This window comes from Pantoea sp. YR525 (assembly GCF_900116775.1).
Lineage (GTDB): Bacteria > Pseudomonadota > Gammaproteobacteria > Enterobacterales > Enterobacteriaceae > Pantoea > Pantoea symbiotica.
The window spans coordinates 30854-49615 of sequence record NZ_FPBU01000011.1 but is presented as its reverse complement, the minus strand read 5'-3'; the positions used below and the strand labels follow the sequence as shown (position 1 = coordinate 49615).

Sequence of the window (18762 nt, the reverse complement as noted above, 5' to 3'; positions counted from 1 at the left end):
TTAAACATGCTGTTCAGCACTGTACGAGATTTCCGGCCAGCGCGCCGCAGGAAACAGCGATAAGCGGATATTGAACAGGTGGAACATGGGCGCAAACAGCGTGTTCTCCTGCAGCGCCGCCGCTTCCAGTCGCAGCAACAGCGTGTTCAGTTCCGCCAGCAATTCCGGCTGCGGCGTGGTTTGCAGCGACTTCAAGCGGCGCTTAAGGAACTGGCTTAGCTCGTGGAACATCGCCGCGCTTTCGATGTGATGCGCCAGCAGCAGCTCACGATGACGCGTGTAGTAGTCGTAGCAGTTTGCGCCCAGCCAGGCTTCAGCGATCAGATTGCCGCCGGAGACCAGCTCTGGCACCGGATCGACACGCTTGCGCGGTAGGATGATGTTGACCTTATCCAGCGTGCGCGAGACAAACTGCTGACGCGCGGTTAGCGTGACACTGTTGAGCCGCACCGTGGCGATAAAATGCAGCAGCTCGCGAATACCTTTGCGCACCGCGCGTTTGGCGGTCCACGACGGACGCTTGTTGCGGATCAGCGCCGTGATCACCACCGCGAAGGTAATGCCCACCAGCGTCGAAAGGATAGCGTTCACTATAAGCTGTAAATCGGGCTTAAAGTTGTGGCTCATGCCAATCAAGCCAGGAATCTGCGTGGCGACAATCAGGCCAATCAGGTTGGTCGACGGATTAGCGATAACCAATCCCAGCGCCAGCAAGCCTGGCGCAAGGCAGATCACCAGCGCTTCGAAGGTTACCGCCTGCGGAATCAGCAAGGTGATATACAACAGGCTGATCACCACGGAGATCAGCACACCTTTCAGGAACAGCTTCATCGGCGCAATTGGGCTGTCCATGCCGGCGAAGAAGGAACAGAGCACCGCCGCCATCATCGGCGCGGTGGCGCCATCCACCCAGCCGCTGCCAATCCAAAATACGCAGGTGACGAAGGTGGCGATAAAGGCGGTGAACGACGACAGCAGCAATAAACCTTTATCGACGTGTTTATGCGCACGCGCCATCTTTCCGGCTTTCACCGCAGGTGTCCACTCACTGACCCGCTCGCTAACGCTTTGATAGGCATCGACGATACGTACGAAATTGAGCAGGCGCTCGAGCAATCCCATCAGCAGAATGCTCTCTTCGCTGTTGAGCCTGCCCTCTTGCCACGCCTGTTTCAGCCGCTCTTGCGCGTGGCTTAGCTTGTCGCGCACCGGCAGCTGATCTTCACCGTTTAGCCACAGCAAAAATTGCTGGAAGACCTCAGCGATATAGTCGGGAAAACGGATTTGCTGCTGCGCCAGCAGATTGAGGCGCGATTCGATTGCCGTCAGCGTGGGGATGAAATAGGAGAGATGCTGATACTGCACGCTGACTAAACGCACCAGACGCCGCGCGGCATCGCCTTCATACACGCAGTGCGTGATGAGCGTTTCGACGTTGAGCGGATAGTTGGCCATCTGAATCAGGATATCTTCGCGCTCCACCGACTTCTCAGCGGGCATCGCTGTGACTAGCTCGCTGCACAGCTTGCGCGCATTCTGATACCACTGGTTAACGCTCTGCTCTAACAGATTGCGCATCGAGACCGGCCATAGCAGTCGATGCACCAGGCTACTGCAGACGATGGCCACGGTAATCTCCTCAACGCGGGAAATCACCGTGTAAGTGATGGCCGATGGCGACACAACATCGGGAAAACCCATGATTGCCGCGCTGTAGCCCGCCAGCATAAACACGTAGCTCTTCGGCGTGCGGTCGTGCAGCGAAAGATAGAGACAAACCGCCACCCAAAGTGAGATGCACAGGCTGAACAGTAGCGGATCCTGCACCGTGGCGGGATAGATCAGCAGCGTAAACAAACCGCCCAGCAAGGTGCCGAAGAAACGGAAAACTGATTTCGATACCGTCGAGCCCGAATAGAGCTGCGAGGCAACGTACACTGTAGTCAGTGACCAGGCCGGTTTATCGAGATTGAGTTCCAGAGCAATGTAAAAAGCCAGAAAGGCAGCAAGACAGGTTTTGGCAGAAAACAGCACTGCGCTTCGTGAAAACCACTTCATAGAACGGGTAAAACCTTATGCAGGCAGCGGAATGGCTTATCCTGACAGAAGCTTTTGGTAATGGCATTTTGATTTGTTATACAAATTATTACCGTGCTAATTATATGGGCATCTATGGAAATCTAAACCCTGTTTGCTGATTACAGTGAATGATCCAGATCACATAAATAATGGTTATAAGCGATCGAAATTAGTTATTTATTGGTTATATAAGGGCTTTGCTAAGGTGGCAAAAAAACCACACGAGAATCATCATGAAAGCAAAATTTCCTGTCCTGAGCGCTTTAGCTCTCAGCGTTGGCCTGCTCTCCACATACGCCTTTGCCGCTAACCCAGAAACCGTCACCATCGGCTATCAGAAAGCCAACATCTTTGCCTTGCTGAAATATCGCGGCACGCTGGATGAAACCTTTAAAAAGGAAGGCATTGCTATCCGTTGGGTGGAATTCCCAGCTGGTCCGCAGATGTTGGAGGGCTTAAACGTCGGCAGCATTGATTTGGCGGCTACCGGCGATGCGCCGCCCGCCTTCGCGCAGGCCGCGAAAGCCGATTTGATCTATCTCGGTCATTCCCCGGCTAACCCAAAAACGGAAGCCATCGTGGTGCCGAAAGACTCCACAATTAACAGCGTGGCCGATTTGAAAGGCAAACGCGTCGGCCTGAACAAAGGCTCTGACGTTAACTATCTGCTGGTGAAAGCGCTGGAAGATGCGGGGCTTAACTACAAAGACGTGACGCCGGTGTATCTGCCGCCCGCCGATGCACGCGCGGCATTCCAGAAAGGCGCAATTGATGCGTGGGTGATTTGGGATCCGTACCTGGCAGAAGTGGAAGCCAACGCCGGTGCGCGTGAAATCCGTAACGCGGAAGGATTGGTGCCGCATTACACCTTCTATCTCGCCAGCCGTCCGTTTGCTGAAGGACATCCTGATACCGCGAAACAGGTGGTCGATGAACTGAGCAAACTCAGCGATTGGGCGAACAAGAACCCGGATGACGCGGCAGCGATTCTGTCGAAATCGACCGGCCTGGATAAAGCCATCTGGCAAACCACCATTAAACGTCTGCCTTATGGCGCGTCACGCATGACACCGCAGGTGTTTGATGAGCAGCAAGCGCTAGCGGATACCTTTACGCGCGTGGGTCTGTTGCCAGTGAAAGTGGATGTGCGCAGCGCGACCTGGTCGCTGGATAAGAAGTAAATTATTAATTAATCCGGGCCTGATAAATGGCCTGGATTTATCTTTTATTCGTAATGCGCACAAAAACGGCCTGAGACAGGTTGAGTTTTTCGCCTACATCACGCAGCTCCTGTGCCGCGATGGTGACGGACGCGCGCTTGCTGACCTTGTAGGTCATGAGCGTGATTTTTCCGTCTTGATGATCTTTCAGCTCCTGCATACCCGTCATTAGTTCACTGAAAATATCGCGTTCAGTCATGTCTCAGCCCCCTTTTAATCACGGTCCGCGCCTAACCTAAGGCGTCGCGCTGATTGCATTCTGTTGCTCCCTATTATTGATATCCATTCAAAAAAATCAGGGCCAATCATAATTAATAAATCAGCAATCGAGAATATAAATTTTGGCTTAAAACTGAACAGTTTTAAATTGGTTTCTGATTCACATTGTGATGTAACGTGATGATTTGAGAGGTTTGTGAGTTATGGTCGCCATAAATGGCGCCCCTACAATTCAGGGATTCGTAGGGTGCGCATTTCAAGGTTTTGTAGGGTGCGCATTCATGCGCACCTGGTTTATCAGCCCTCGCCTCTGCCAATCTGCCAAATCCCCGTCGGGGGGGTGCCATTCACTTTCCAGTCGCCGATATCTCGCGCTTTGTACACCACCGGATTATGTGACGATACGGTTCGCGCGTTACGCCAGTGACGATCCAGCGCTTTGCTGACGCGCGTATCAGATGCGCCCAACGCGTTGAACAGTTCCGTAGAGGCGCGCGTTACCAGTTCGCTGACGATCACCTGCGCCTGGCCCGCTTCGGCTTCGGCCTGCACATTCACTGCGGCAACTTGCGCTTCATCGCTGCTCAAATGGGCAACATATGCTGATTGCAGTGAATGTGTCGCGCGGATCACCGTGGCTTCCACCGCAAACGCCAGGCTGGTGATCTCCCCGATGACCTGAAGAATCTGCGCATCCTGACGCGCAGCGCCGCCGTTGCCGTGGCTGTAAACCCGATTTCGCGCCGCCACCGCCTGTGCGCCATCGCGTGCCACCGCACGACCAATTCCCGCCAGCGTTGCCAGCAACACATGCTGATAGAAGGCGGTTTGATAACGGAAGCGAATGGCGAAATCGTAGACGTGTTCCTGCTCGACGTGGGCATTAGCGAAACGCGTGGTGCCGCTGCCGGTTAAGCGCTGGCCAAATCCGTCCCAATCGTCTTCACGCGTTACGCCGGGTTGGTGAGTGTTCACCAGAGCGATGACATCGCCCTGGTTATCGTTGCGGCGCGCATAGACGTCAATCCAGTCGGCGAACAGCGTGCCGGTGCTGTAAAACTTCTCGCCGCTGAGCGTCCAGCCGCTTTCGCCTGGCGTGACGCGCGTAATGACATCGCCGAGTTTGACCGTGCCAATTTCCGTCCAGCCGCTGCCCACCAGCTCGCCATCGATAAAACGGCCAAACCAGCGATCGCGTTCCGCGCTGTCCGGTTGGTTCAGCCGGTCTTCGACAAAGGCGAAATGGGCGCGCAGCGCCTGCGGCAGATTCGAGTCGGCTTCCGCCAGTTCGGTTAATAGCTGGAACAGTTGCGGCAGCGATGCGCCCCAACCGCCCTTCTCTTTTGGAATGCGCACCGTGCCGAATCCCGCCGCTTTCAGCCAGCTAATCGGCTGATGCGGCAAAATGCGTTCCCGCTCGCGTGCTACCGTTCCTTCAGCGATGCGCGCGAAGATGGGTCGGAAGTGCGCTGCCAGCGCCTCATAATCGGTACCTGTTGCCAGTAAACTCATGTTGACTCCTGATGTGAAAGATCGTCGATGTCATGCAGCGTGGGCTCGTGGCGCACCGCCAGCAGGAAGAAGATGGGGATAATCGCCGCCAGCGAAACCACCCAGAACATGTTGGTGCCGAGCGCGGCCTGCAGAATCGGCAGGATGAACAGTGCTAACGCACTGCCGATGCCGGAAAGTGCGCGGCTGAAGCCCACGCCGGTCGCGCGAATCGAGGTTGGATAGGAAAGCGCCGGATAGACCATCAGCTGCGCGCCCGGGCCGAAGCCTTCAGCAAACAGCCACAAACCGAGCATCAATACCGCAAAGACGATTCCGGCGATGGCTTGCGGATGACCTATCAACGCCAGCGCGATCAGCGCAAATAATTGCAGGGCAAAGCCAGCGATGGCGACGTGGCGCGACGGATATTTCCATGCCAGACGCATGCCGAGCAGGCCGCCGGTGAAGGCGAACAGCGCGTTAAGTCCCAGCGAAGCCGAGATGGTTTCAAACACGCCCGCGCCGAGGAACTGCGCCAGAATCGATGGCAGGAAGAAAGCAATGGCGGTGTATTCAAATGAGATACAGATGTTCATCACACCCGCGACGATGGTGCGTTCGCGCCACGGTTTCTCAAACAGCACGCGGAAGCTCACTTTCGGTGCCGCCGCGGCCGGTGGCGCCTGATGTTCCGCTTCATGCGCGTGAATGCCGTAGGAATCACGCAGGATGCGCACTGCCGATTTCAGATCGCCCTGATTCGCCGCCCAAAGGGGCGATTCGTTCATGAATTTGCTGCGCACCGCGATGATCAGCAGCGCCGGGACCGCACCGAACAGCAGCGACGCGCGCCACAGCCAGTCCAGATGCTCTTTCGGCAGCAGGAAGTAGAGCGCGAAGATCAACAGGAAGCACAGCGTTGACGCCGCGTACCACATTGGGCACCAGGCAGCGAGTCGGGCGGCTTTGTTGCCTTTACCGGCGAATCTGGAGAACTCCGCCAGATACGACATCGCCACCGGCAGATCGATCCCGACGCCAACGCCCATCAGGAAGCGCGCGCCAATCAGCACCCAAACATTCGGCGCTAAGCCCGCCGCAATCGCTGAAACCACAAAGAACAACATATCGGCCATAAACACCGAATAGCGGCCATATTTATCCGTCAGCCAACCGCCCACCAGATTACCGACAATGGTGCCAACCATAATTGAGGAGGTGACTAAACCGGTGAGCAGCGGCGAGAGCTGAAATTCACGCACCACATCATCGATGCCGTACGACAGCGTGGTGAGATCGTAGGCGTCGAGAAACACGCCGCCGAGCGCGAGGAACACAATCATGCGCGCGTAGTTGTCATTTTTGGTGCGAGTGTTGATCAGTCTTGCCACGTCACTGACCGAACGTACCGGTTCGGAAACCGGGATGGTGTTTTCTAAAGGAAGAGAACTCATAACGCCTCACGTTGTTGTTTTGTAGTGCAGGTGAGGTTGTTATAAGCGTTTTTTTAGCTGTACCAAAACAACAATTCTTGATATTAATTTACATTAAAATCAATTAGATAATTGAATTTTCGCCAACACAAAAACCCGGACACGCATGGCGCGTCCGGGTGTGCTATCAACAAAAAATTAGTCGGCTGAGACTGGCACCAACACCCCTTTTACCAGCGGATCGTCGGTGGTCTTCAACCACTGCTGGACGCGCGGATCGGAGAAAGCTTTTTTCAGCTTCTCGATGTTTTCCTGGTCCAGATAAGGCGTGCCAATCACCAGCTGTGAGGCGAAAGTGCGCGGCGCAGGCGGGAAGAGAATGCCTTTTTCGCGCGGCACTTTACCGGCGTCAAATTGCGAGACGTAACCAATCGCCGCATCCACCGAGTTAAGCGCACGCGGCATAGTCAGCAGATCGAGCTCTTTAAACACGAAGCCGTGCGGATTGCCGACAATGTTCTTCAGTTTGGCTGTGCGCGGCTCAACGTTGGGATCGAGCGTGATTAAACCCTGACGCGCCAGCAACCACAATGCCTGGCCCTGATTGGCGCCGTCATCCGGCACCACGATGGTCGCGCCCTGCGGTAAATCGGCCACCGACGTGTAGCGATCGGAGTAGATACCAAACGCCCACTGAAACAGCGGCAGCGTTGAGGTCAGCGCAAAGCCGTTGGCATCCACCACTTGCTTCAGCCACCATTGGTGCTGATATATCGTCGCAGCATACTGCCCTTCCGCTACCGCGCGGTCGGCTTGCACCGGATCCTGCACGCCAACCGCTTCCAGCTTCAGGCCGTAATCCGGCGCGATGTGCTCACCAACGTATTCGATCAGCTTCTGCTCACCCGCCATCGCCGGTTCAAAATGCACCTTCAGCGTGGTACCAAATACCACCGCCTGCGCCTGTTGGCCGCGCCAGAACCAGCCGCCTGCAGCAAGTACAACGACCACTATAATCAGTAGCAGCCACGGCCAGCGGCGGGATTTACGCAGTTCGAAATCTTGTGTTGTCATAATGATGTCCCCTGAGGATGGCGTAATGCGGTGACCAAACGGTCGCCGAGAAATTGGATGGTTTGAATGAGGACGATTAGCACCACGATGGTGGCGATCATGATGTGGTTGTCGAAGCGCTGATAGCCGTACACCACCGCCAGATAACCGATTCCGCCCGCGCCGATGGTGCCGGCAATGGCGGAGTACTCAATCATTGAGATCAGGTTGAGCGTCACTGCCGCAACAATCGCCGGTAGCGCTTCACTGAGTTGTGCCGAGCGGATGATCTGCCAGCGCGAACCGCCGCACACCAGGCCAACCGCCGTGACTTCGCCGGGCAGCTCACGCAGCGCGTTGTCCACCAGACGTCCAAAGAACGGAATGCCGGCGGCGATCATCGGCACAACGGCGGCGGGAATGCCGATGGTGGTGCCGGTAAGCCAGAAGGTGAACGGAATGATGGCCGCCATCAGCACCAGAAACGGCAACGAACGACCCATATTCACAATCCAACTCAGCACCCGGTTAATACCGCGATGCGGAAACAGACCGCGCGATGAGGTGTTAAACAGCACCACACCGACGATGCCGCCGAAGGTGACCACGAACAGCATCACGATCACCACCATCAATGCGGTTTCGCCCAGAGCGGGCAGCATCAACGCCGGGATTTCTGGCCACGGCGTATCCTGACTCATCACTGATACGCTCATACCGCCTCCCGCAATGGCAACACGCTGCCGGAAACACTGGCAACTAAGCCCAGCTGTTCCAGCTGCGACAGCAAACGTGCCAGCGGCATGCGTTCCTGCTGATAGTGAATGCCCACCTTGAGGCGGCCCGCTTGCAGACCGTTCACCTGCTCGACGTGCGCACCGAGCAGATCGATCCGCAAACCAAACTGCTGGCTGAGGCGCGATATCCAGTCGCTGGCGACCGGCACATCAGTACGATAGCTGAGCTGCAACACCAGCTCGGCATCGCCCGCCTGCGCCGCCAGCGGGAACAGGCGCTGTCCCAACAGAGAATCTGGCTGCGCCAGCAACGCTTTCACCACGCCGTACTGCACGATTTGGCCGTCGCGAATTTCAGCTACCGCATCGGCCGCCTGACGTACCGCATCCATTTCATGGGTGATCAGCACAATCGCCAGCTTGTAGTCATCGCGCAGTTTTTTCAGCAGGTCGAGCACGGTGACGGTGGCTTCGGGATCGAGCCCTGAGGTGGCTTCATCCGCCAGCAACACCGACGGGCGCAACGCCAGCGCCCGCGCGATGCCAATACGCTGCCGCTGACCACCGGAAAGCTGGCCGGGATAGGCTTTGGCTTTGTGGCTGAGGCCGACGCTGTCGAGCAATTCGCCCACGCGCGCGGCGATATCACGATCCACCACGCCGAGATAGTGCAGCGGCAAGGCGATGTTCTCCCACGCGGTTTTGCGTTGCAGCAGCGCGGAAGACTGGAAAACGGTGCCAATCGAGCGACGCGCCTGACGCAGCGCTTCGCCATCCAGCCGCGAGAGATCGCTGCCGTTGACGCGGATGCTGCCGGCGCTCGGTTGCTCCAGCAGGCTGATGCACTTCGCCAGCGTCGATTTACCCGCGCCGCTCGGCCCAACCACTGCGGTAATGTTGGCTTGCGGCACCTGCAGGCTGATGGATTTCAGCACCTCGGTGAGGCGGCCGTCGGGCGCGCGATAGTGTTTGCTGAGGTTATCTATTTCGATCATGAGACCTCCTGCAGCGTGGAGGATTTAACGCGATAGCCCGCGCCCGGATGCGGTGCCTGCAGCTGCGGACCGGCGGCGAATAACTTCTCGCGCAGCGTGCCCTGCGCGTACTCTTTTTTGTAGACGCCGCGTTTTTGCAGCTCCGGGATCAGCAGCTCCACCACATCTTCAAAAGTTTCATGCGTCAGTGCGTAGGCGAAGTTGAAGCCATCTACGTCGGTCTCTTCGACCCAGCTTTGCAACTCGTCAGCGACGGTTTCCGCGCTGCCGACAATCAGCGGGCCAAAGCCGCCGATGCCGACCCAATCCGCCAGCGCTTTTACCGTCCACTGACGATCGGGATCGGCGGTGGAGAAGGTTTCGACCGCCGATTGAATGGCGTTGGTGTGGATATATTTCAGCACCTGATCCGGCTGATACTGACCGAAGTCGATGCCGGTCCAGCCCGACACCAGCGCCAGCGCGCCTTCGTAGCTGACCCAGCTGGTGTACTCTTTCCACTTCGCCTGCGCCGCCAGATCGGTTTCGCCGACAATCACGGTTTGCAGATTGAAGATTTTGATGCTGTAAGGATCGCGTCCCGCTTCCGCCGCGCGGCGGCGAATATCGGCGACGGTTTTCTTCAGCAGCACTTTTGACGGCGCAGCAACAAACACGCATTCGGCATGTTCTGCCGCAAACTGTTTGCCGCGACTTGATGCACCCGCTTGATACAGCACCGGCGTGCGCTGTGGTGACGGTTCACACAGGTGAATGCCCGGCACGTTGAAGAATGTGCCCTGATGATTGATGGGATGGATTTTGCGCGGGTCGCTGAAAATGCGGCGTTCACGGTCACGCAATACCGCATCCTGCTCCCAGCTGCCTTCCAGCAGCTTGTACACCACTTGCAGATACTCGTCGGCGTAATCGTAGCGGCTGTCGTGATCGGTCTGGGTTTTATGCCCAATGTTGCGCGCCCCGCTCTCCAGATACGAGGTGACGATGTTCCAGCCGATGCGGCCTTTGGTCAGGTGATCGAGCGTCGATAAGCGGCGCGCAAACGGATAGGGATGTTCAAACGACAGCGACGCGGTGAGACCAAAGCCGAGGTGTTCGGTGACCAGCGCCATTGGCGTAATCAACGCCAGCGGATCGTTGACCGGCACCTGCGTCGCCTGGCGGATCGCCGCATCGCCGTTGCCGTTCAGGACGTCGTAAACGCCGAGCACGTCGGCGATAAACAGGCCATCAAATTTGCCACGTTCCAGCAGGCGCGCCAAATCGACCCAATACTCCAGATCTTTGTATTGCCAGGAACGGTCACGCGGATGCGCCCACAGGCCCGGCGACTGGTGTCCGACACAGTTCATATCAAATGCGTTCAAGCGAATTTCACGTTGCGATGGCATAGCAATCTCCATAGCGAGGCCGTGATCGTGTTACGACCCGGCGTTCGTCAGTTAATTTTTAGGATGTTGAGAGATTAAAGCGCTGAAGGGGGACATCGCTCGGCATGAGCGATTTGCAGTTCTTGTAAAATATGCTTCGCCACGTCGGCGGCATGATCGGCAACCTGCGGCAATCCCATCAGTTCACCGAAGCGCGCACGCGCAGCGGGACCGACGACAAACAGTCGCGCGTTGGGCTGGCCGCTGAGATTGAGCGTGTGCGATTGGCTGTCAACATCAATACCAAAACCGAGCCGGTCAGCGCGGATTAACCCTTGCTGGCTGAGCGATTGCAGCAGTGGCTGGCTGGCGGTTAAGGCTTCATGGCCGGGACCGGTGGTGACAATAAGATGATCGAGGCGATGGGCTTCGCTGGCACCATCGCGCGTGCGTAGCGTTATTTGCAGCTGATTGCCGAGATCGGAGATTTCGCTAAGGCGCGCGGCCAGCACCTTCAGATTGCCCTGTTGACGACGTGCGTTGATCACCGCTGACACCTGCGGCGCAATGCGATAGCGATGTACATCCCACCACGAGCGTAAGTGACGAACAAAGCGCTGCTGCTCGCGCAAAGGGAGCGATTGCCAGATAGCCTGACCTTGCACTCGCACCTGATCGAGCACGCGCTGCCACGGCAAATTGTGTTCAGCGGCACGCACAACCTCGGCGCGGATATGTTGCAGCCACTGACGCGCGCTAGACACATCCTGCGGGGCTAACGTCCATTCAGGCCACTCACCGCTTAGGTTATCGCGTGAGAGCTGCCCACGGCGCGAGAATGCGATTAACGGGCCACGATGCTGTCTGGTGCCCAGTGAAGCCACCACATCCGCCATACTTAAGCCGGTACCGATAATCGCCACCGAGGATTCTGGAACGATGGCGTCCAGTACGCCGTGTTGCCACGGATTAGCAATCAATGCCGGATGCGCCGAGAACGGTTGCAGCGCCCGCGGCAACGAAGGCGGCGGATGACTGATCGCTAACGCCAGTACATCACCTTGCAACGTTTCGCCGTTACTGAGTAACAGCTGCTCGCCTTCCCAGGCCACGGCGCTGGCCTGCACATGTCGCAGCGTGATGTGCGGATACGCCTGCGCAGCTCCCGCAAACTGTTCTGCCAGATAGCGACCGAACAGGCTGCGCTGCGGATAGACCGAGCCGTCGTCGCAGTGCGCTACTGAATCCAGTGAACATTCCGGCTGCTGGCGATACCAGCGATCAAACGCGCCCTGCTCTTCTCCACTTAACTGCATGCGCGAAGCGGGCACGTTGATGCGGTGCGCGGGCTCCTGCGTGGAATAGGCAACGCCGCCGCCGAGACTGGCGCGCGGTTCGACCACTGTAATCAGTAATCTGCTCGATGAGGTTCGTGCGAGATGAATTGCCAACGCTGTGCCGCTAAAGCCACCGCCAACAATGATTACCTGTGTCGTTGCCATTGCCTTCTCCTGCATTAGCTGGCGCTCGTCTGTTTTGAAGGTCGCTTATCGCCACCAATGGTTTCACCAAACGGCCCGGTATTAATGGTGCGTTCACGCTGCTGTTGCGCATTCGCCAGCGGCAGCAGCGGCAACAACAATTCGGCCACGCGATGCGCTTCTTCAAGATGCGGATATCCAGACAGAATAAAATTGGTGACGCCCAACGCCTGATATTCACGGATACGTTCAGCCACTTGCTCAGGGCTGCCGACCAGCGCTGTGCCCGCGCCACCACGCACCAGACCAACGCCAGCCCACAGATTCGGCGAGATATAAAGATTGTCACGCGAACCTTGGTGCAATGCGCTCATCCGCGCCTGACCGGCAGAATCCATACGCGCAAAGATTTTCTGCGCCTGCGCAATAGTCTCTTCATCAAGATGGTCAATCAACTTATCTGCCGCCGCTTTGGCTTCTTCTTCGGTCTCGCGCACAATCACGTGCAAACGAATGCCGTATTCCAGTTTACGTCCGCGCTGTTGCGCACGTGCGCGCACCACTTCCAGCTTCTCGGCAACCTGCGCTGGCGGCTCGCCCCAGGTGAGATAGGTATCGATCTGTTCCGCAGCCACATCAATCGCCGCCTCTGATGAACCACCAAAATAGAGCGGCGGACCATTCTCCTGCACCGGCGGGAACAGCACTTCCGCACCTTCGACGTGGATATGTTTGCCTTCATAATCCACTTTCTCACCGCGCATCAGGCGGCTGTAGACATCGAGGAACTCTTTGGTGACTTCATAACGTTCACTGTGGTTGAGGAAAATGCCGTCGCCTTTGTTCTCGACGGGATCGCCACCGGTCACCACGTTAATCAATAAACGTCCTTCGGACAGACGATCAAGCGTTGTCGCCATGCGTGCTGCCAGCGTTGGCGGCTGCAAGCCAGGACGCACCGCCACTAAATAACGCAGACGTTTGGTAATAGGCGCTAACGCCGAGGCAACCAGCCAGGAATCTTCACAGCTTTTGCCAGTAGGAATTAATACGCCATAGAAGCCAAGATTGTCGGCGGCTAGCGCCACTTGCTGTAAGTAGGGTAAATCGACCGGGCGTCCGCCTTGGGTGGTACCGAGGTAGCGTCCATCACCGTGCGTAGGTAAAAACCAGAAGACATTAATTTTATCGTTCGCGGAATCGGCCATTATGCTTTTCCTATATAACTTTATTAAAAAATGATCATTTTGAACTGCTTATTTGGTTATATAGCTGTTAGCAGAAAGCGTGCCAGGTTGTTGATTAGCGTGAAGTGCCGTATTTCAGAGGGTTAACGTTGTTGATTAGGGCATATCGAGTTGCAATTGCAACTCTGACGCAACAGCTATTGCTGCATATGCAACTGCTTATGCTTTTTACATGGTGTTAATAGTTAGCGTGAGCATTTAGCGTAGCGATATGCTCCTTACCGGACTCAATGCCATGCTAACCACCTTTAACAATCACACTGATTCACCACGCTTAGTCGATCCCGCCTCTCTGGCTTTTCAATCGCTGCTGGATAAATTCGCTCCCACAGATGCAACCGTACTGATTGTCGGCGAAACCGGCACAGGGAAAGAAGTGGTGGCGCGTTATCTGCATCATCACAGCCAGCGGCGTCACGGCCCTTTTCTGGCGGTTAACTGCGGTGCGTTAACGGAAAGTCTGGCTGAAGCCGAGTTGTTTGGCCATGAGAAAGGGGCTTTTACCGGCGCGACGCAGTCTCATCCCGGCTGGTTTGAATCCGCGCAAGGCGGTACCTTGCTGCTGGATGAGATTGGTGAGCTTAGCCCTTCACTGCAGGTTAAATTGTTGCGTGTGTTGCAGGAGCGCGAGATTACGCGAGTGGGCTCGCGCAAAGCGATCAAGGTGGATGTGCGGGTTATCGCGGCAACGCATGTGGATTTGGCGCAGGCAATACGCGAGCGTCGCTTCCGCGAAGATCTGTTCTATCGCCTGAATATTGCGGTGGTTCCGCTGCCGCCGCTGCGTCAGCGCCGTGAAGACATTCCGCTATTGGCGCAACACTTCCTCGCACTTTACGCAAGACGTTTAGGACGTCCGGCACGTCGTCTCTCACCTGATGCGCTCGAGGCGCTGCGCGAATACAGCTGGCCGGGCAATATCCGTGAACTGGAGAATACGCTGCACAACGCCGTATTGTTGAGCCGCGAAGAGACGCTGACGCCCGCACAGCTGCGACTTGCTGGTTACAGTGAACATGGCTTTAACGAGTCAAACGATTCAACGCTCGACAGTTTTCTTCAGCAGCAGCTAATCAGCCAGCCGCAACAGCTATTTGATCGCGTTATCAGCAGCCTGATTAGCAATGCGCTAACGATGACAGATCAGAATCAAACCCAGGCCGCCGCGCTATTGGGTATAAGCCGCCACACCTTACGCACACATCTGGCAAATCAGGGAATGATTAAAGGACGGCGCAAAGCGCTTGTTTCTCCATCCTCGTCCAGTGCGCGTGGAACGCAGGAACGCGAGCTGCGTATTGGCTATCAGAAGTTTGGCAATCTCGGCGTGTTGAAAGCTCGTCAAAGCCTCGAACACTGCTTCGCTCAGCAAGGTATTAGCGTGTTGTGGAGTGAGTTTCCTGCTGGGCCACAGCTGTTGTATGCACTGCAAAACAACGAAATCGACTTTGGGACCACCGGCGAAGTACCGCCAATCTTTGCCCAGGCAAGCAGCAATGCGGTGACTTATATCGCGTGGGAGCCACCGGCGCCAAGCAGCGTTGGCATTGTGGTGCCGCATGACAGTGATATTCGCACCATCAGCGATCTGCGCGGTAAGCGCATATCGGTTAATAAAGGCTCGAACGTTCACTGGCTACTGCTGCAGTTACTGGAAGAAGCGGGCATTGGCCTGGATGAACTAAAAGTGGTGTATACGCCGCCTAAGTATCCGCTGACCGCCAGTGATTATCTCTCGGTTGATGCCTGGATGATGTGGGATCCGTTGCTCAGCGCCGCTGAGAGCAATCCCGAGCTGCGGGTTCTGGTTAATGGTGAAGGGCGCGTACGCAATCATCAGTTCTATCTGGCGCGACGTGATTACGTTGAACAGCACGATGACATTCTCAGGCAGCTGGTGGAGAGTTTGCAGCAAACTGGCTTATTCATTGATAGCCATCGCCACGAAGCTTCAATATTACTGGCTCAGGAGCTGGGATTGGAAGTTGCGTCAGTAGAACGCGCACTGACACGTCGCAGCCACAAAACGCGTGCGATGGCCTTCGAAGTGATTAAAGAGCAACAGACAATCGCCGATCGTTTTTATGCGTTGGGGCTGATCACTAAACCGGTGCGCGTGCGCGATGCAGTCTGGCAATTTTCATCAGCGCTAGCGTTGATTGAGTAAGGTTAGTCTTGAAAGTTATCCACGTTTTCTGTGGATAAATCATTGAATATCATCTGGCTAATCTCGCTTTGCGTCTTGAGTTGATGGCTGAAATTACAATCTTATTTGGCGATTTCAGCCTGAAATTTTATTTAAAAAGCTATATTTTTCATTGCAATAGAGATGAAATCGCTTGGGCGAATGGATGAAATTTCATTCGGTTGTTGCTCGGCTTTTATGCCTTCACTGGCGATTGCCGGTTTAGCGCGCAGCTGGTTAAATTGGCTGCAGTTAGTTTATCGGTATTGGTGAGTTAGAACCGGATGCCTTTTAGCTGCTGGCTGAAATGATGGCGATTTCACCCTGAAATTTCCGCAGCGACAATCGATATTTCATACAGTTAGCGCTGAAATTGCGCTGGCGAGGCATTGAGAAGGGCATAAAAAAACCGCCCGAAGGCGGCATTTCGCTTACTGATTTAGATACTTGTTGAGCGTCTCATTAATCACTCTATCCAGCTCTTCCTGCAACTCTTTTGACTGGCGATTAAACTCGTAGCTGAACATGCGTCCGCGCGTTTTCTTACGCGCAAAACGATCTTTATCGGCGAAGCTCCACAAAGGCGTCGCAACGGTTTTGTCTTTCGCCGGTGACTGAATAAGCGTCTGGCTGCCGTTACGCACTAAACGCAGAATGCCGTTCTTCACTTCATCTTCCGCTAAACCATCGCGTGCGCATACGGTATCAACATCCATGCCGATGGTATCGATCAGTGCATCAACCGTTTGTCCGGTTTCCTGAAGCTTCTCGTAAGCTTGCAGCAGCGATTTATAGTCTGGATAAGTCAGCTCAGAATGATTTGGGAACAGCGTCACCAGCTCAAGCGGCACGCTTGCGGCCTGCAATGCACGCGTTACTTTGGCCTGAGAAAGTCCTTCGCTTTGCGCAATTTCCTTTTGCGATAATCCGCCATCTTTAAGTGCCAGCAAACGCATGCCCACTTCACGCAGGTTGTGCTCGCGCGCGGTCTGAATATCCTGCGCTAAACGACGCGCTTCTTCCGCAGAGATAGCCACTTCAGTGACCAGCACATCCAGCCCGGTTTTGCAGTGAAGAGCCGCAGCACGACGGCGTGAACCATCGAGAATCTCAATGCGGTCGTCACGCTTTACGCCAATCGCCGGGAAAAATTGCTGCAATTTAATAGTACGAATGATGTCGCGCAGCGATTCTGGCGTCAGGCCAGACTGATCGCGGCCATTGGTTTCCATCTTAACGAAAGTTTTCTCTTCGATTTCTTTCGCAGGGATGTGTTCCAGCGTGAACAGGGCGCGTTTGCCCGTCGCCAGGATAAAGGTCTGAGAATGGCCATCGGCGCTTTCCTCAGTCTGCAATGGTGTCTGGCTGAAGGTTCGGCCAATAGTGATTCTTTTTGCGCTCATAGTAACCTCAGTTCAGGCGAATGAATTCAATACGGTCAAATACGGCTTTCGCGAAATCTTCCGCCGCTGAACGCGCATTCTTTAAGGCTTCGGTGCTACCCACGTAGGTTGATGGATTGGCCGAGATAACCGTGTCAAACGACTCTCCGCAGCGCTCAAAGCCATCCAGACGCGGTAAGGCAGCATCAAGCATATCGCCACCAAAAATCTCTTTCGCCAGGCTGTGACACAGCTTGTGGTCCGCTTTATTCGACAGTTTAGACATAAAGCCAATATTGCCCTGCAAACGGCAGGCTGCGCCCGATTCCTCAATGATGCCAATCAACTCCGGTAAACGCGTTAAGTACTTCAGCGTAGAGTGGAAATCCACCTGTGCGGGAGGTACCGGCGTCATCAGCAAGTCCGAAGCGGCAATGGCGTTCTTCAGGAAGGCATCAAGATGCGGGCCGCTGTCGATAAAGATAAAGTCGTAATCTTTCTTCAGCTTGGCCACGACATTGTCATACAGCACCGCGTGGATGTTCTGATCGGGCAGGTGAGCGGCGCACAGCTCTTCCCAACGCGAGGCAATAAAGGCGTCATCAATTGACGCCGGCAGCACATCAACGCCCGGAATAATCGATGAAACGATAAATTCGTTGAGCAACTCTTCACGGCTGACGTTCTGCAGCATCGCCTGCGCAGCGGTAGCTTCCACTAATCCTACTGAACGTTGGTGGTTCAGGAACATGGTGGCAGAGGATTGCGGGTCCAGATCGATGACCAGAATACGCAAATCTTCAAACAGCAGATGCGGATGGGCGCGCAATGCGTGTGCCAGCGAAACGGTAGAGACCGTTTTCGACACGCCGCCTTTAAGGTTGCCGACAAAGATGCTGAAGGCTTCATGATGCCGATCGCGATATTTAGGCACGCCGCGATGATGATAGATATCAATGATGTTCTGAATCGACATCGCATATTTGGTTGAGCTGCCAGCTGCACGCTTATCGAACGGATAACCGTTCTCTTCCATCTCATTTACAGCGTAATCCACGCTCGCACGCGTCAATTTAGGCAGTTTGGCTAACGCCGCTTTAGCGTAAACCTGATAGAACGTGTTTTCCCGCAACTCTTCTTTCTGCGCCTGAATCTGTTCTGTCAGGCTCATCAGCATTCTTTCTGAACGTTGTGCAACCTTCAGAACTTGCTTCTCATCGTTAGCCATACTTGCTCCACACATGTAGGATTTATGACTTTATACATAAATCCAGCACACGAGGCAAATATATCTCTTCTGCACAGGAAGAATCAGTTAAATGGAAACACCTTGATTAAGAGCAGTTTAACGCAAAGATTCACTGTAATCAGTGATCGTTATTTAGCCATTAAGCTTTTTTGTACAATATTGAAACGTCGTATTCTTGCGCATTGGGGCAAAGATTCACTGTAATCAGTAGCTGGTTTCTCCTTGGTAGGCTTTTAAATAGAGAAAGGAGAAGGGTGGTTGTGGCTGAAATTGCTGGAACGTTCACTGTAGTCAGCAAGCCGAAGAGGGCAAATGTTCACTGCAATCAGTAAAAGGTTCACTGTGATCAGTAAATCGCGGGCGAAGATTCACTGTAATCAGTAGAGCCTATGTGGACGAAAGGAGCAGGCAAGCGAGCAACGACGAAGTTCACATTGTTGGGATGTTCACTGTAATCAGTAAAACTTAATTACTTTTCATTCTCAACGCCTAACGTTCACTGTAATCAGTGAAAACCTTGTGCTCATCATAGACAAAGATTCACTGTAGTCAGTAGATGCTTATCGCGCTTCGATTAAACGTTCACTGTAATCAGTAAGTCAAATCTGCAAGTACAAC

General features: G+C 54.9%; 14 protein-coding genes. 2 read left to right on the top strand and 12 right to left on the bottom strand.

What is annotated here, in order from left to right:
• Complete coding sequence (locus BM323_RS20645; protein WP_091004270.1) at positions 1-2058, bottom strand: FUSC family protein; 2058 nt, start codon at positions 2056-2058, stop codon at positions 1-3.
• Between the two features lie 254 nt (positions 2059-2312).
• Between BM323_RS20645 and BM323_RS20640 the strand changes: the two genes are divergently transcribed.
• Complete coding sequence (locus tag BM323_RS20640) at positions 2313-3260, top strand: sulfonate ABC transporter substrate-binding protein (protein ID WP_008109161.1); 948 nt, start codon at positions 2313-2315, stop codon at positions 3258-3260.
• Between the two features lie 37 nt (positions 3261-3297).
• Here the strand turns inward: BM323_RS20640 and BM323_RS20635 are convergent, their stop codons facing one another.
• From BM323_RS20635 to ssuD, 9 genes are all read right to left on the bottom strand, one after another.
• Positions 3298-3498 carry a hypothetical protein gene (locus BM323_RS20635; protein WP_008109162.1) on the bottom strand — a complete coding sequence of 67 codons (201 nt, stop codon included), beginning with the start codon at positions 3496-3498 and terminating at the stop codon, positions 3298-3300.
• Positions 3499-3815: 317 nt separating this feature from the next.
• On the bottom strand, positions 3816-5030 hold the full coding sequence (locus tag BM323_RS20630; RefSeq protein WP_008109164.1) for an acyl-CoA dehydrogenase family protein: 1215 nt from the start codon (positions 5028-5030) through the stop codon (positions 3816-3818).
• Complete coding sequence (locus BM323_RS20625; protein ID WP_008109166.1) at positions 5027-6466, bottom strand: MFS transporter; 1440 nt, start codon at positions 6464-6466, stop codon at positions 5027-5029. The genes BM323_RS20630 and BM323_RS20625 overlap by 4 nt, the downstream gene beginning before the upstream one ends.
• Before the next feature lie 177 nt (positions 6467-6643).
• Positions 6644-7519 (bottom strand): MetQ/NlpA family ABC transporter substrate-binding protein, encoded by an 876-nt coding sequence (locus tag BM323_RS20620; RefSeq protein ID WP_008109168.1) that lies wholly within the window; start codon positions 7517-7519, stop codon positions 6644-6646.
• Complete coding sequence (locus BM323_RS20615) at positions 7516-8214, bottom strand: methionine ABC transporter permease (protein WP_008109169.1); 699 nt, start codon at positions 8212-8214, stop codon at positions 7516-7518. Before BM323_RS20615 ends, BM323_RS20620 begins: the two co-directional genes overlap by 4 nt.
• Complete coding sequence (locus BM323_RS20610) at positions 8211-9230, bottom strand: methionine ABC transporter ATP-binding protein (RefSeq protein WP_008109170.1); 1020 nt, start codon at positions 9228-9230, stop codon at positions 8211-8213. The genes BM323_RS20615 and BM323_RS20610 overlap by 4 nt, the downstream gene beginning before the upstream one ends.
• A complete protein-coding gene (locus BM323_RS20605) occupies positions 9227-10621 on the bottom strand; it encodes an LLM class flavin-dependent oxidoreductase (RefSeq protein WP_008109171.1) in 1395 nt (464 codons plus the stop codon). The genes BM323_RS20610 and BM323_RS20605 overlap by 4 nt, the downstream gene beginning before the upstream one ends.
• A 74-nt stretch (positions 10622-10695) precedes the next feature.
• Positions 10696-12102, bottom strand: coding sequence for an FAD/NAD(P)-binding protein (locus BM323_RS20600; RefSeq protein ID WP_008109172.1), 1407 nt, complete (start codon positions 12100-12102; stop codon positions 10696-10698).
• Between the two features lie 14 nt (positions 12103-12116).
• Entirely contained in the window at positions 12117-13289 is a 1173-nt protein-coding gene (ssuD, locus tag BM323_RS20595) for an FMNH2-dependent alkanesulfonate monooxygenase (RefSeq protein ID WP_008109173.1), read from the bottom strand.
• Positions 13290-13563: 274 nt separating this feature from the next.
• On the opposite strand from ssuD, the gene BM323_RS20590 reads away from it, so the two are divergent.
• Positions 13564-15495 (top strand): sigma-54-dependent Fis family transcriptional regulator, encoded by a 1932-nt coding sequence (locus BM323_RS20590; RefSeq protein WP_008109174.1) that lies wholly within the window; start codon positions 13564-13566, stop codon positions 15493-15495.
• A 449-nt stretch (positions 15496-15944) separates the two neighbouring features.
• On the opposite strand, the gene BM323_RS20585 is transcribed toward BM323_RS20590, so the two are convergent.
• Both BM323_RS20585 and BM323_RS20580 read right to left on the bottom strand, forming a co-directional pair.
• The gene (locus BM323_RS20585; protein ID WP_008109175.1) at positions 15945-16916 is read right to left on the bottom strand and encodes a ParB family protein; all 972 of its coding nucleotides are present in this window, start codon (positions 16914-16916) and stop codon (positions 15945-15947) included.
• Between the two features lie 7 nt (positions 16917-16923).
• The gene (locus tag BM323_RS20580; RefSeq protein WP_008109176.1) at positions 16924-18123 is read right to left on the bottom strand and encodes an AAA family ATPase; all 1200 of its coding nucleotides are present in this window, start codon (positions 18121-18123) and stop codon (positions 16924-16926) included.
• Positions 18124-18762 lie beyond the last annotated feature (639 nt).